This window comes from Iodobacter fluviatilis (assembly GCF_900451195.1).
In the GTDB taxonomy this organism is placed as follows: Bacteria; Pseudomonadota; Gammaproteobacteria; order Burkholderiales; family Chitinibacteraceae; genus Iodobacter; species Iodobacter fluviatilis.
Map to the genome: position 1 here is coordinate 3,199,808 of NZ_UGHR01000001.1, position 15,287 is coordinate 3,215,094.

Genomic DNA, 15,287 nt, shown 5'->3' on the forward strand with positions numbered 1-15,287 from the left:
CATCACTAACCACATCTATCGACAAAAATAAAGGTAACTTTAGCACAATTAAATGCTTATTTTCTTACATAATTTAATCGGCAAAAAAACCACAAACCCCCGCTATGCTTTTGATTTTGCTCCAAAAATCACCATTAATTCAACAAAACCACCACAGCAAGCAGATCAATGGCTTAAATGTGACCACAATCACAAAAAAGCACACCACACTCCGCTTACTTACAAAACATTACACCATCGTAAGATTTTCCATCCTTCTTCCGCGGCAAGATTGCACAAAACAGAATCGGGGTTCACCACACAAGCGTGCTCAACCGCCCGCAACAGTGGCAAATCATTTCTTGAGTCGCTATAGCCCGTACTGCCTACCAGAACTTCACCCTCTTGCTGCAGCCAATCATGCAATCGCAGCACCTTGCCCTGCTGGTAAGTCAACACTCCCTTTGTCTGCCCAGTATATAAACCCGACTCATCCTCAAGGCCGATAGCAAGGTAATCCGCCACACCCAAAAAGCGGGCTACAGGGCCAACAATATGCTCACCTGTTGCAGAAATAATCAGCACCCTGTTGCCCTCAGCACGGTGCTTTTCGATGACCTGCCGCGCCTCTGCAAACACGATAGGGGCAATCATTTGCTCAATAAAAACAGCCACCCACCGCCTCACCTCATCAACTGAACGCCCTTTTAAAGCCTGCAAGGTAAAAGACATATAGTCCTCCATTCGCAAAAGCCCCAGATGGTATGCCTGCATCAGCTCTGCTTCTTTGGCCAGCATACTGGTATCGGCAAGCCCTTTATCTACCAAAAACCGCAGAAACAAACTGGCGCTGTCGCCATTAATTAAAGTGTCGTCTAAATCAAAAATTGCTAATGCCATTACTTATCCTTGCTTCGCCTCAGACAGGCTTGGGGTTGATTGATCGTGCTGTGTGGCTGGCATACGGCGCTTTTACCTGCTACCCATAAAAAAGCACAGGCAAAAACCTCGGGTACGCCCTGCATCGTGCATACATTCAAAATGAACTATTCAAGCTTTATCAGATTTTCCAGCCGCTGCGGCAAAGCCCGCCAACTTGCAATCCAGCAACCATGGCTTTGCGCCTCTGTCTTCCGCATTTTCTTTACGGCGAATGGCGTTTCTCACCATATTGGCTCCCAGCCAGCGTATGGGCTCTGGCGGAAAAAACCCTCTTGGGCCCGTGACCAGCGGGCTGCGTGTCCATTCATTATCTGCATCCAGCACGAGGGACGATAAAATCTGTCCGCCCAGATAAGTCGGCCCCACGCCATTGCCCGAATAGCCAAAGCCATAAAAAATATGCGGATGCTGATTAAGCCGGCCAAAAAAAGGAATACCCGTTACCGACCGGTCAGAAGGACCATTCCATGAAGCGGCAATCGCCACGTCTTGCAAGGCAGGAAAAAATCGTTTCAAGGTATGAGTGAGCGACTGCTGATAAGCACTGGGCCGATCAAACGCAGCCAGCATCCGATTGCCATAAGCAAAGGTATTCCCCCCCTTACCCAACATTAATCGCCCATCTGCGGTACTGCGATAGTAATTCACAAAAATACGCGAATCACAGACCGCCACACCACGCGTAAGACCAGTGCGCTGCAAAAGATCGGGGCAAGGCTCGGTGATAATCATATCGGATGAAACCAGGGCAATGCTGCGTGAGAGCGCCGGGAACATCGTCGCCATAGAGGCATTGAGCGCCAGCACCACCCTGCCCGCGCTGATTTTGCCATGCGCCGTCACCACCACCGGCCTAGCACTTTCAATTAAGCGCTCCATCGGCGTGACTTCAAAAATCTGCACACCCATTGCCCTTGCCACCCGCGCCAAACCCCGTACCAGTAAGCCTGGCTGCACACTCCCACCCACAGGTGAAAACGCCCCTGCAATATGCAAATCTGACCCCGCCATCAGTTTAACTTCGTGCTCGGGCAAGCCGACCCAAGTTGACGCACTATGCCGCGCCAGCTCGTTCATTACGCCATCCATACTGCCCAGCTGAGCAGTATTAGTGGCGGTATAGAGCGTGCCATCGACACGCACCTCGGCGTCAATCTGATGATCGCGGCAAAATTGTGCAATCTGATAAACCGCGTCTTCCGAGGCTTTAACGATACGCAGCGCTTCTGCCTCGCCAAACAGCCTTTTCAGTGTTAAAAACTTCGTCGCCAACGTCAGCAGGCAGCCGCCATTACGGCCCGATGCTCCGCTACCACAAAGGTCTTTTTCGATGACCACCACGCTTAATTCCGGCTTAGCCATTTTGAGCGAAATCGCCGTCCATAAGCCGGTATAACCACCACCCACAATGCACACATCAGCCTGTAAATCCTGCCCGAGCGGCACGGCTGGCTGCGAATTTTCTTTAATCAAAGCCTGCTCAAACCACCAGGGGCGAAATTCACTCATTAGAGCCTTCCCAATAGATACAACATCAAACTCAGCGTGTTTTTTGAGGGGAGCTAAGACTTAAACCACAGAAGTCACAGTGTTTCACAGAGGAAAGCGATTTCTAGTGCTTTAAGAGGTTTTCTCTGTGCCCTCGTTTTACTCTGTGGTTCAAGATTTAACTCAAGCCCACAAACATCCACAAACAAAGATCAAGGACGCTCTGATCGAGCCATGCGTGCTTCAATATCGGCCAACACCGGCAGTAAATCGGCGATGCTATCGATCACATAATGCGCCCCCGCCCGTGACAATTTTTCTACCGCCACGGCACGTTTTTTGGCTTGCTCGGCAGTGCTTAAATCGGCCCACTCTGCGGCAGTTAAGCCCACTTCATTACCCGTCACCGATAGCCCTACCGTCCACATACCGGCATTTAAGCCCTCATCAATTCCCACTGCGGTATCGTCCACCTTCACGCAGGCGGCCACATCGCTCACGGCCAGCTCGATCACATTTTGCAATGCCATCCAGGGCCCCGGGCGCGCGCCTGCCTTTAGATCATCGGCCGCCACGATGCAATCCGGCGCATAACCACGCTCGCGGGCAATCGGCAGCAAGGCATTCATCACTTGGCGCGGGTAGCCCGTGCAACTACCAATTTTGATACCCTTGGCACGCAGCGCGGCCATCACATCGAGCGCACCGTTAATTGGCAGGGAATACTGGCCCACCTTGGCAATCTGCAAAGGCATAAACGCCGCGTACAGTGCATCCACATCGGCATCTGTCATGCTGCGATCAAACTTCGCCTGCCAACGTGCGGCCACCGTTGGCAATTGCCCCAAAGCTTTGATATGGTCCCACTTTGCCATCCCCATCGGCACACGCGCCTCAGCAAGGGAAATCTCGATCCCAAAGCCCGCAAAAGCCTCGATCAAAACCTGAGTCGGCGCAAAAGAGCCAAAATCCAGCACGGTGCCAGCCCAGTCAAAAATAACCGCCTGAATCGGGCCAAGATAAGCGCGGGTGTAACGATAATTCATGTTTATTCCTTGATTAATTGTTCTGATGAGTAAGATTCTTCAGTGAGTTTTGATACAGAGCTAAATCTTGAACCACCGAGGGCACAGAGGGTCACAGAGAAAATAAAGTGTCGAATGGTTTTCGCTGTGGCCCTCTGCGTCCTCGTTTTACTCTGTGGTTCAAGGTTTAGCTCACGCAAACTTGCGCTCCTTAATCAGACCACCCCAGCTCCGCCAGCACCTCGGCAATCACCGCAATTGCTTGCTGGATTTCTGCTTGATCAATCGCGCCGATGCAGCCCACGCGGAAGGTTTCTACTTCGGTGAGTTTGCCGGGGTAAAGCAAGAAGCCCCGGGCGCGAACGGCTTGATAAAAGCGCTGAAAATCGTAACCAGGGTGATGCGGCGCAAAAAAGGTATAGATAATCGGCGCTTGCAAATCGGCGGGCAAAAAGGATTGCAGACCGAGCTTTTTCATCCCCGCAAGCAGGGCATCGCCATTGGCCTGATAGCGAGCTAAACGTGCAGGCTGGCCGCCTTCTGCCCAATATTGATCGAGCGCTGCTCTAAACGCCGCCACCACATGGGTTGGCGGGGTGAAGCGCCATTGGCCAGTTTTTTGCATATATTCAAATTGATCGCATAAATCCAGCGATAAGGATGGGCTTTGCCCCTGCACCAAGGCCGATTGCTTCACAATCACGAAACCCATGCCAGGCACGCCTTCCAGGCATTTATTGGCCGAAGAAATCACGGCATCCACCGGCAAACCATCCACCGGCAAAGCGCCAAATGCCGACATCGAATCCAAAATCAAGGCTCGCCCAGCGGCCTGCACCACGGCGGCCACTTCTGCCACGGGATTGAGTAAACCTGTCGCCGTTTCACAATGAATCATGCCCACATGCGATATGGCCGGATTGGCTGCCAGCGCCTCAGCAACGGCAGCAGCGCTGACTGGCGTGCCATCGCTGACCGCCAGCACGCTGACCTTACGCCCCATTACGGTAGCGATCTTGGCCATTCTTTGCCCATAAGCACCGTTCACCAACACCAGGATTTCACGATCTTTGGGCACCAAGCTGCCAATGGCGGCCTCCACTGCAAACGTGCCAGATCCTTGTAAAGGCACGCAAACATAGCCATCCCCTAGGTTGGCGATGCGCAGCAAATCGGCGCACACACTGGCTGTCAGCGCATTAAATTTAGCATCCCAAGAGCCCCAATCGACCAGCATGGCGGCTTTAGTTGCCAGCGAGGTGGTCAAAGGACCGGGTGTGAGTAAAATCGGTTCACGCATGATGACTCCAATCGTCTAGATGAATTTTTTGATACAAAAAAATGGCCGAGGCCTGGATATATAAATTTTGCAGAGTGGACAACGACACTTCAGCTCACCTTGATAGAGCGTTAAACCTTGAACCACAGAGTAAAACGAGTACGCAGAGCACACAGAGAAAACCATCAAATTCTTCGGTTCCTCTGTGGAACTCTGTGCTCTTAGTGTTCTCTGTGGTTCAAGATTTAGCTCCCTTAACTTTAAACAGAAGCATCGTTATAACTAAGAAACACTTTATCGCACCAAGCTACCTTCTCCACGCTTGCGAGCGTTTGCCCAATAGCGCCGAGGCAATAGCGAATAACAGACACACCAAGGCCGATGTCATCACAATCAGGGTAGCCATTGCTGCTGCAGCGGCGGTGTCGCCTGCGTCGTCCATATTCAGCACGGCCAGGGAAGAGAGCACGGTGTCTGGCGTGTAGAGGAAAATCACAGCAGAGACAGTGGTCATGGCAGAAACAAAATAATAGCGGGCGATATCTAAAATAGCGGGCAGGCAAACCGGTACGGTGACGCGGCTAAAGGTGGTCCAGAACGGCACTTTCAGCGAGGCGGCGACGGCTTCAAATTCTGCGTCCATCTGCTTAAGCGCAGTGGTGGCGGTGAGATGCGCCGTGGTATAGAAATGCGTCACGGTGCAGAGCACCAAAATACCCATCGTGCCGTAAAGGCTGTGCATCGGGTTATGCGGGTGATTAAAAAAGAACACATAACCCAAGCCCAATACCAAGCCCGGCACGGCCATTGGCAACATCGCTAATACGCGCAAAATGGCTTGGGCCAGCGGCGCTACTTTTAGCTTTTCATTTAAATAAGCACCGATAAATACCAACAACACGCCGCAGATCGCCGTCCAGAATGCGAGCTTTAAGCTATTAAAATAAGCCAGCCAACCACCGCCATCCATTTGCTCAAAATCAAAATGCGCCAGTGTCAGGCTTAAGTTATACGGCCAGAGCGTGATTAAAGACGCCGCTACGGCCACGCCCAGCATCACGATCAACCACAGGGAAATTGTGCTGCAACACAGAAAAGCGGCGGCATCTCTGAGCGAAGAAGGCTTTGCCACTAAAGGCTGGGCACGCGCGGTAAGCAGGGCTTTTTGCTTTTTTTGCACAAAGTAATCAACCACAAAAGACAGCAAAGCCGGGAAGAGCAGCAAAAGACCAATCACCGCGCCCTTAGGGAAATTCTGCTGGCCGATCACCTGCTTATACGCCTCAACCGCCAGCACATTAAACTGCCCGCCAATCAGCTTTGGCACGCCAAAATCGGTCATCACCAGCGTAAACACCACAAATGCCGCCGAGATCAGGCCATAACGCACTGCTGGCAAAGTGACGGTGAACCATTGCCGCACTCGCCCAGCCCCCAGCGCGGTGGCTGCCTCATACAGCCGCGCATCGGCAATCGCCAGCGCGGTGAGCAAAATCATCAGGGCATGTGGAAAGGTATAAAACACCTCGCCCAGTACAATACCCAGCGGGCCATAAATGCTGACGCCCAGCGGCAGCCAGCTTTTGATCAGGCCTTGATTGCCAAATAAATAAACCAGCGAAATGCCGGGTAAAAGGGACGGCGCGAGGAGCGGAATCAAAGCCAGATAGCGAAACACCGCCTTGCCCGGCATGGCGCTACGACTCAGCGCTGCGGCAAAGACATAGGCCAGCGGCAGCACAATCGTCGTAGTCAACGCCGACACCCACAGGCTATTGCCCACCGCAGACCAAAAGCCTGCCACATTGGTGATTTCAATAAAATTACTTAAGCCGGTGAATTCGCCGCTTTGTGCGAGTAAAGACTTACCCAGAATCGCCAGCAGCGGCCCCGCCACGCCAATCAGCAAAAATGCCGCAATCAGATAGCTGATGCTGCCCGCCATTCTTTCCCGAATATCGAGCTTTAAAGTAAGGGCTGTGCTCATTCTGCATCCTTGCTACAAAAAACCCGCAGCTGATCGTGCGGCAAGGAAACCGGGATACGCTGTGCTAAAGAAGGCTGATAGAGGGCAAGCTGATCACGACTGAGATCGACCATTAAATCGCTGTTCCACACCGGCACATGCAGGCTGATACGGTAAAAGCTGCCTAATAGTTCAATCTTGCTGACATCAGCCAGCGCAGTGTTGGGCTCTCTCAAGAGTGCGGCATCCCAAGTGGCATGCAGGCGCACCGCCTCAGGGCGGATAAAGAGTTCCACCTCCTGCCCCGGTGGTAATGGCGGCAGATGCAGGGCGTAAAGCTCAGCATCGGCGACGCTCAGGCATTGATTGCCGCTTACCCGGGCCTTAATCCAATTCGATTTACCAACAAACTCGGCCACAAAGCGGCTTTGCGGATGGCTGTAAATTTCTTCAGGCGTGCCAACCTGCTCGATCACACCGTGGTTCATCACCACAATCCGATCGGCCATCGTCAGCGCCTCATCCTGATCGTGCGTCACTAAAATCGTGGTAATACCCAGGCGTTGTTGCAAGCTGCGAATTTCGCGGCGCAAGTGCTCGCGCACACGGGCATCCAGCGCAGACAGTGGCTCGTCTAATAATAAAAGACCTGGGGAAGTGGCCAAGGCGCGCGCCAAAGCCACCCGCTGCTGCTGCCCGCCGGATAACTGCGCCGGATATTTGTTCTCGATACCCGCAAGGCCGATCAGCTCAAGCAAGCTTGTAACGCGTGCAGCCTTATCGCTATTGCGCCCTTTCAAGCCGTAAGCAATATTGTCTGCCACATTTAAATTGGGAAATAAAGCGTAAGACTGAAACACAATGCCGTAATCACGCTTGGCGGCAGGCAGACGAGTGATGTCTTTGCCCTCCACCGTGATGGCACCCGCATCGGCAAACTCCAGCCCCGCAATCATGCGCAGCAGCGTGGTTTTGCCGCAGCCGGATGGCCCGAGCAGGCAGAGCAGCTCGCCTTTTTTAACACTCAGCGAGATTTGCTTTAAGGCCACAAAAGCACCAAAGCGCTTCGCTAGGCCTTCTATTGTTAAATAATCTGTGCTGGCGACGAGGGGCAATTCAATATTTCTATTCATTAATCAGGCCTGAAGCGGTAAACGTTTTGGAACAAGTGATGAAGTTTTTCTTGAGCGGAGATTGCCCGCCCAAGAAAACTTCAAAGCTTTTTAGTGCCTGCGGCACGTTGATTTTGGAGCGGTAGCCACCGCAGGGCCTTCCTTTCTTGCTTCGCCAAGAAACGAAGCCAAAGAAGGCGACCCCACGAAACACGAAGGCCCCTGCGCTGCGGACAATCGAGTCGGCGGCAGGCGGGATTGGCTCGCTGCCTCGCTCCCTGGCCGAAACCCCGCCCCGCTTGTTCCTCACTCCGGCGTGTTTCAAGGGGAGATTTAAGCCCTGTGCAACTAGAAGCGACATATCACAGAACTCAAAATTTGAAAGCGTTCCAAAAACAAAAAAGGGCTTAATTGAAAACCAGATTTTCTCTGTGAAACTCCGTGTTCTCTGTGACCTCTGTGTTTTAAGATTTGGGTTTTACTTACAACGCCAAAAACCGGCCTACCTCAGGAGGTAAGCCGGTTTGTGCCGCATTTTTATTTCTTTGCCTCAGATTTTGCGTCGTAACGACGTGTCCATTCAGCCAAGATTTTGTCGCGGTTATGTGCAGACCAGCGCAGATCTTGCTTGATCAGCAATTGCTCGTAGTTCGCAGGGATATGCGCATTGGGCTTAGCCACGCCAGGGTAGGCCACTACGGCGAAGTTCTTTTCGTACAACTCATTTGCGCTTTTTGATGCAGCCCAATCCGCCAATTTTTTAGCCGCATCTAAATTCTTAGTGCCCTTCATGATAGCGGTGGCTTCCACATCCCAACCCAAACCTTCCTTAGGGAAGACCAGATCAATTGGTGCACCGCCTTCTTTTAGCTTGGCTGCACGGTATTCAAAGGAAATACCAATTGGGAACTCGCCCGCAGCAGCTTGTTTGCAAGGCTTGGAGCCTGAATGTGTGTATTGCGCCATGTTTTCGTGCAGCTTGTCCATAAAGGCCCAACCTTCTTTCTCGCCACCAAACACCTTCAGCCATGCTGTGACATCAAAATAACCTGTACCGCTGGATGCCGGATTAGGCATCACAATTTTGCCCTTGTATTCAGGCTTGGTCAGATCGCGCCAGCTTTCTGGTTTTTTCAGGCCCAGCTTGGCCGCTTCTACCGTGTTAAAACAAACCGTCGCACCCCAAACATCCATTCCTACCCAAGCAGGTGGATTGCTGTCGTCAACGTATTGCTTGGAAAGCTTTTCAACACCCTTGGCAGCATATGGCTGCAACATACCTTCTTTTTCCATCACCAGCAGGCTTGAAGCCGCTACGCCTAACACCACATCGGCTTGCGGGGCGTTTTTTTCTGCCAGTAATTTAGCCGTGATAATGCCGGTTGAATCCCGCACCCATTTCAGCTTGATGCCGGGGTTTTGTTCTTCAAATTGTGCTTGATAAGGCTTGAGCTGATCCGCTTCAAGCGCGGTATATACGGTCAGGGAAGTTTCAGCAAAAGCGTGGCCGGCAAGCAGCGCAGAGAGCAATACAGCAATACGTGTCATTCTTCTATCCTTTCACGATCGGTAAAGTAGCAAGGGAGCGTGAAGGATTGTAGGAAAACAACATTACATAGGCATGACGTCTAGACGAATCTTATGTGACGATCTTTTCTAGCAGCCTGTCGGACTTGAGCGTCCGTAGCGAGAAAACGTCCGGTTTGAGGCAGATTTTGAGGTTTTTTGAGGCGAATAGCGGGCTATTTAACGAAAAAAAGATCGAAATATGGCCAAATCCGGTGTTTTTGCAGTAGGACAGTCTTAAGTCCGACAGGCTGCTAGACAAGTGAGGGCGTGCTGCGAGCGTTAAACCTTAAACCACATAGAGCGCAGAGTGCCACAAGCCAAAGATCGATCTTCTCTGCGGCACTCTGCCCCCCTCTTTTTACGCCGTGGTTCAAGGTGTAGCTCACAGCCAAACTGAAGCATTTTTTAAAATCAAATCGCATCAACCCGCCACCACGACCAACCTTCACAAGAGCGGCGAGGCCACATCTTTCATTGCCAGCAGAGGCCTTGTTAATTCAGACAAAGCCAGCCGCTGCCGACCTGCCTCATCAAAATTTTCTGCCGACAGCCATTGAACGTACGCCTCTTCCAGCGCTGGCCATTCCTTATCCAGCACCGAAAACCACGCTGTATCACGGTTGCGATTTCTATTTACCGTAGCCTGGCGAAACACGCCTTCAAAGCTAAACCCCAAACGCTGTGCCGCCTTGCGCGAAGGCAAATTCAGTGCATTGCACTTCCATTCATAACGCCGGTAGCCCAGCTCAAAGGCATTTTTCATCATCAGCACCATCGCCGCCGTCGCGAGGCGTGTGCCTTGTAAAGCTGGGGAAAAATGCAACCAGCCCACTTCAATCGCTGCCGCTGCCGGCTCTATCCTCAAATAAGCAGCCAGCCCCAAGGCCTTGCCACTGGCCTCGTCCACAATAGCGTAAAACTGCGGATCAACCCCGCCACTTACCCTATCTAACCAGACATTAAAAGCCTGCACATCGGCAAAAGGCCCAGAGGTTAAATAAGTCCACATCCGGCCATCATCCGCCGAAAAAGCCTGCCATAAATCATCACTATGCCGAGCCAAAGGCTCCACCTTACAACCCCAGCCGACCAGCGTCTTTGCAGGAGGAAAAACAGGGGCAACCCAGTCTTGCAGCGGCAGACCAACAGGCTGGCCGAATTGGTTTAGTTCATAACTCATACAAACTCCTCAAGATCAATGTACAGCAAAGAAAAAGCCTCAACGCTAGCCATTTGTTACGTCGCATTCATACAAAAAACATAACAGCTACGCTCTCAGCACGGGGTTTTTACCCCCCCCTAAAAACACGCCGAGCGAGGAACAAGCGGGGCGGGGTAGTCGTCAATTCGTGTTTGAGCGAAGCGAGTTGACACAACGCCGCTGTCCACAGCGAGGGGATTTCGTGTTTTAGGGGCGGCCTTCTTTGCTTACTTTCTTGGCCGTTCAAGAAAGTGAGTCCCCGCGGGGATCCCGCACCTAAATCAACTCGCCGAAGGCACAAAAAAGATTTTTTTGACTTTGCTTAGCGTGCATGGGGTGAAGCCCGCGTATTTCGCGGGCTGCACCCGCCCTAAGAAAACCGTTTCACTTAAGCTGATAAGACTGACACATCCCCCACCCTCAACAATCACACTCAATCCCCCCTCCCGCCAACACCCCCGCCTCTGCTCCAAGGGCAATCGGGTGCCCATCGCGCTGCCAGAAATCCAAACCACCAATCAACTCTTTCACCATAAAACCAAGCTTGGCAAGCTTATAGCTACCCCATGTCGAGCCATTACAGCCTATGCCATCGCAATAGCACACATAGACCTTGCTACGATCCAGCCGTGCTGTGCTTGCCTCGTCCATTAAGCGATGTGGAAACGAGATGGCACCGGGGATATGGCCGCGCTCATAAGCCTCACTACTGCGGGTATCCAGCGCAACAATTTCTGAGTGCTGGGCATACAGATCGCTGGCTAAATCGGCCGCATCCGTATGAAAGCGCAGTTTTTCTGCCAAATAAGCGGCCGACTCCGCAGGGCTGGCTAAGCCACTGCTTTTCACTGCAGATTGATCACTCATCATCACCTCCAAAAGATGGTTCACAGCTCCAATTTAAAGGGACCAGGTCCTGCTGCTACCCGGCAATTTACGAAGACGAGCAAATTGATCGCTCATCTTCGTCCCCAATCAGATATTCACAGCGCTAATTTAAAGGTAAATTGGCCTGCTGCTACCTACCACTTCAGCCACCATGAGCAAACCACTTTCTGCGCCAGTCTGGCCCACCCTATTTGCGGCAAGTGCCACTGCGAGCATGGGGATTCAAGCCCAACTGATCCACACCCTACGTAAAGCCTTGCTTGCCGGGCGATTACCCCAGGACAGCCGCTTGCCTGCCAGCCGAATGCTTGCCAAAGATTTAGCCATTTCACGCAGTAGCGTAGAGGCCGCTTATGCACAGTTGGAGGCAGAAGGTTATCTTGAACGAAGGGCAGGATCAGGGAGTTTTGTGGCTTTTACGCCGCAGTTACGCCCGTCAAAAAAAACGGCCAGCGCGTCGGCACAGCTCTCACAGAGAGGGCAAGGGATTGTGGATGCGGGCGGCTGCCGAGATACCACCCTGCCTAGCCTCGCTTTTAATGCAGGACAGCCCGACACCCGCGCGTTTCCCCATGCCCTATGGCAAAAGCTAATGCAGCAGCGCTGGAGTAAAAGTGGGGCTGCACTCGCCAGCTATGGCCCCGCGCAAGGCTTGCCGGAGTTGCAATTGGCTATTGCTGGCTATCTGGCACAAGCGCGCGGCGTGGATTGCCAGCCCGAGCAGATACTTATTTTGAATAGCTCACAACAAGCCTTGCAAATGATTGCCCAACTACTGATTGATCCGGAAGACACCGTTTGGCTGGAAGACCCTGGTTATTTGGGCGCCAGAAACGCCATGTTGGCGGCAGGCGCACAGATCGTGCCTGTGCCGGTAGATCAAGAAGGTTTTAACACCGGCATCAGCCAGACACTGGCAGCGCCCCGGCTGATTTACACCACGCCATCGCACCAATATCCGCTCGGCATTGCGATGAGTTTGCCCCGGCGGATGACACTGATTGCGCAAGCGGCAGCACATCAGGCATGGATTATTGAGGATGATTACGATAGCGAATTCTATTATGACCAGCGCCCGCTACCTGCGCTACAAGGGCTTGATCAGCAAGGGAGGGTGATTTATGTGGGCACCTTCAGCAAGGTTTTGTTCCCCTCGCTGCGGCTGGCCTATATCGTCTTGCCGCCCGCCTTAGTCCCTGCATTTATTACCGCAAGAATCGCTTTTGACGGGCATAGCGCACAGTTTTTGCAGGCCGTTACGGCAGACTTCATAACACAAGGCCACTTTGCCACCCATTTACGTCAGATGCGCCTGCTTTACCGCAGCCGCCGAGATTTACTACTGGAAAAACTACAACCCATAGCCGATGTCATAAAGCCGGTCAACACGGCGGCGGGATTGCAATTTGCATTGCAACTATCCAAGGGCTTAGAAAAACCATGGACGGCAAGCGGAACAACAGCGGGTTTAGCACTCAGACCTTTATCGGCTTTTTATCAGAAAGAGGCAAAAACGGAAGGCTGGCTAATGGGTTACGCCTCATTGAGTAACGAGCAAATCATCAGAGCAAGTGAAACATTGATCAAAAGCTATCAGGAAAAATGACGGACCGTGTAATTACCCTCAGCCATATTGGGTAATGGAATCGGCAAATGCAGCCTTGAATCAGACCGGCACCAGAGTGAGAACGCTTTGGCTGGCATAGGAGCTGCAATCAGATAACCCTGAGCCTCATCGCAGCCCATAACAGCCAGCGCCTGCCATACGGCTTCAGTTTCTACCCCTTCAGCAATCACAGACAAACCCAGAATATGCCCAAGCTCAATAATCGAACGCACAATAGAGACATTTTCGAAACGCTCATTCATCGACATAACAAAACTCTGATCAATTTTTAATTCATGAACCGGCATTTTGGCTAAGTAGGCAAAAGAGGAATAACCCGTACCAAAGTCATCAATCGATAATTTAACGCCCATGGCCCGCAGGTATTCTAAATTGCGCATTAACTCCTTAGGGTTGCGCATCACGCCCGTTTCGGTAATTTCCAAGCATAAATTTTGTGGCGGCACTTGGCACCCAGCCAGCTGCATTTCCAAAAAAGACACAAAACTAGCGTCTTCCACATCACTGACACCCACATTAACCGAAATACAAAGCTCAAGCCCTTCATTCAGCCACGCCGAGGCTTGGGTAAGCACATCATGAACAACCCATTCTGTAATCGCCCGCAATTTGCCCGTTTGCTCGGCAAAAGGAATAAATACGCCAGGCGATATAAACCCGCGCTCTGGGTGCTGCCAGCGCACAAGGGCCTCGGCCTCATGGACCACGCCATCAACCATTTTTACCTTGGGCTGGTAATAAACCAGTAAATGCCCCTCTGCCAGAGCCTCGCGCAAATCCCCCATTAAGGTGAGCTGATTACGCGAATAGGCCTCTTGCTCGGGATCATAAAATGCAAAGCTACGCCTGGCTCTTTTTGCATCACACAGCGCCACTTCTGCATTGCGTAACAGGCTGTCGGCGCTGAACCCATGCTCGGGAAACAAGGCCACTCCAGAGGTTGCGCTGATATCCAAGCGCTCTTTACCGATCAGCAGTGGCTCTGCCATGCATACATCAACCCGCTCCAGCACTTTGAGCACATCGTCGTGCAAAACCCGCTCCAGCAATAAAGCAAAGGTATTTGCTCCCAGACGAGCCACCTTTGTGACGGGACGCTGAAAAAGATTCAGACGCCCTGCAACAAAGCGCAGCGCCGTATCACCATCCTGATATCCAAGATATTCATTAATAAAGTGAAAATCATTTACATTCAGAACAACTAAGGCATAAGCACCGCTCTCGGGCCGCAAATGTTCCTCTACATACAATAAAAACCCTGCCCGATTGGCAAGGCCAGACAATGAATCCACAAAAGCCAACTCACGCAAGGACTTATCTCTAGCTAAAACCAACTCACCCAAAGCATTAAATGCTCGCGCAAGGCTGCCCAGCTCATCCTGCCTGCCCGCATGAATTCGCACGCCAAAATCCCCGGAGGCCATTCTGCGCACCGCCCTTGATAAAGTTGCAAGAGGCGCAGAAAAATGATGTGCAACCACAAAACATACGGCACACGCCACAGCAAACAAGACAAGCCCCATCCAGACTGCTTGCCAGCGGGCCTTGGCGAGCGCTTCATTAAAGAGCTGATTATCAATATCGGCGGCCAGCAAATAATAAGAGCCATCAGCAAACTGAACCGGCAGTAAAAAAGTGCGGAATTCACCCCATGCATCGTGCAAAGTAACCGTGCGTGGCAAACCATCTTTTAAAGCGGCTAAGGCGTTACCGCCTGGATCGGCATAGAAGGTCTGATAAGGCCCATAACTGCCCTTTACAAGCTCAGCGGGCGAAGCGCTATCCACCAAATATGAGACTTTGTCACCCTCACGCTTAAATGCGTAAAGATAACGCAAGCCAGCAATCTGACAATAGCGATTCAAGCTGGCCACATGGTGCAGATATTCATCTTGGGCAATGACAGCGCCCGACAAGGCACGGGGAAGATAATCAGCAGGCAACAGCATAGGAAGGGTTCGCACCGCAGCAGACAAGCGTGTATCTGCATCGCGGCGCACCCCATTACACATCACCCATTGCATGAGTAATGTAAAGACCACCATAAGCAGCAGGTTGAGTACCAGCAGTACCAGTAAAATTTTAATTCGGGCACTGCTCAGCTGACGAAACCAACGCTGAATCGATTGAGCCATCATATGAAACGACATATTTTATAATCCTTGTCATTCCAAATTGATAGCAGTCAGATCTTAGCAAGGCAATATCAGA

12 protein-coding genes are annotated in these 15,287 nt (G+C 51.8%); 1 reads left to right on the plus strand and 11 read right to left on the minus strand.

All coding sequences use genetic code 11. From position 1 onward, the window contains the following. Nucleotides 1-219: 219 nt before the first annotated feature. The 10 genes from DYD62_RS14685 to DYD62_RS14730 all read right to left on the minus strand — a co-directional run bounded on the left by DYD62_RS14685 (nt 220) and on the right by DYD62_RS14730 (nt 11,428). Nucleotides 220-879 carry an HAD family hydrolase gene (locus DYD62_RS14685; protein ID WP_115228054.1) on the minus strand — a complete coding sequence of 220 codons (660 nt, stop codon included), beginning with the start codon at nt 877-879 and terminating at the stop codon, nt 220-222. Nucleotides 880-1,029: 150 nt separating this feature from the next. Then, nucleotides 1,030-2,430, minus strand: a complete 1,401-nt coding sequence (locus DYD62_RS14690; RefSeq protein WP_115228055.1) for an FAD-dependent oxidoreductase — start codon at nt 2,428-2,430, stop codon at nt 1,030-1,032. A 191-nt stretch (nt 2,431-2,621) separates the two neighbouring features. Continuing rightward, a complete protein-coding gene (gene phnX, locus DYD62_RS14695; RefSeq protein ID WP_115228056.1) occupies nt 2,622-3,455 on the minus strand; it encodes a phosphonoacetaldehyde hydrolase in 834 nt (277 codons plus the stop codon). Nucleotides 3,456-3,645: 190 nt separating this feature from the next. Further along, a complete protein-coding gene (locus tag DYD62_RS14700) occupies nt 3,646-4,734 on the minus strand; it encodes a 2-aminoethylphosphonate--pyruvate transaminase (protein ID WP_115228057.1) in 1,089 nt (362 codons plus the stop codon). 286 nt (nt 4,735-5,020) lie between these two features. Next, nucleotides 5,021-6,700, minus strand: coding sequence for a putative 2-aminoethylphosphonate ABC transporter permease subunit (locus DYD62_RS14705; protein WP_115228058.1), 1,680 nt, complete (start codon nt 6,698-6,700; stop codon nt 5,021-5,023). After that, on the minus strand, nt 6,697-7,812 hold the full coding sequence (locus DYD62_RS14710) for a putative 2-aminoethylphosphonate ABC transporter ATP-binding protein (RefSeq protein ID WP_115228059.1): 1,116 nt from the start codon (nt 7,810-7,812) through the stop codon (nt 6,697-6,699). Before DYD62_RS14710 ends, DYD62_RS14705 begins: the two co-directional genes overlap by 4 nt. Further along, nucleotides 7,805-8,152, minus strand: coding sequence for a hypothetical protein (locus DYD62_RS14715; protein WP_115228060.1), 348 nt, complete (start codon nt 8,150-8,152; stop codon nt 7,805-7,807). Before DYD62_RS14715 ends, DYD62_RS14710 begins: the two co-directional genes overlap by 8 nt. Before the next feature lie 176 nt (nt 8,153-8,328). After that, nucleotides 8,329-9,339, minus strand: a complete 1,011-nt coding sequence (locus tag DYD62_RS14720) for a putative 2-aminoethylphosphonate ABC transporter substrate-binding protein (RefSeq protein ID WP_115228061.1) — start codon at nt 9,337-9,339, stop codon at nt 8,329-8,331. A gap of 466 nt (nt 9,340-9,805) precedes the next feature. Beyond that, nucleotides 9,806-10,540: a GNAT family N-acetyltransferase gene (locus DYD62_RS14725; RefSeq protein WP_115228062.1), complete on the minus strand. Its 735-nt coding sequence runs from the start codon at nt 10,538-10,540 to the stop codon at nt 9,806-9,808. 441 nt (nt 10,541-10,981) lie between these two features. Beyond that, entirely contained in the window at nt 10,982-11,428 is a 447-nt protein-coding gene (locus DYD62_RS14730; RefSeq protein WP_115228063.1) for a rhodanese-like domain-containing protein, read from the minus strand. 172 nt (nt 11,429-11,600) lie between these two features. Between DYD62_RS14730 and pdxR the strand changes: the two genes are divergently transcribed. Continuing rightward, nucleotides 11,601-13,055, plus strand: coding sequence for a MocR-like pyridoxine biosynthesis transcription factor PdxR (gene pdxR / locus DYD62_RS14735; RefSeq protein ID WP_115228064.1), 1,455 nt, complete (start codon nt 11,601-11,603; stop codon nt 13,053-13,055). On the opposite strand, the gene DYD62_RS14740 is transcribed toward pdxR, so the two are convergent. Then, the gene (locus tag DYD62_RS14740) at nt 13,043-15,226 is read right to left on the minus strand and encodes a putative bifunctional diguanylate cyclase/phosphodiesterase (protein ID WP_115228065.1); all 2,184 of its coding nucleotides are present in this window, start codon (nt 15,224-15,226) and stop codon (nt 13,043-13,045) included. The genes pdxR and DYD62_RS14740 overlap by 13 nt on opposite strands. Between the last annotated feature and the right edge of the window lie 61 nt (nt 15,227-15,287).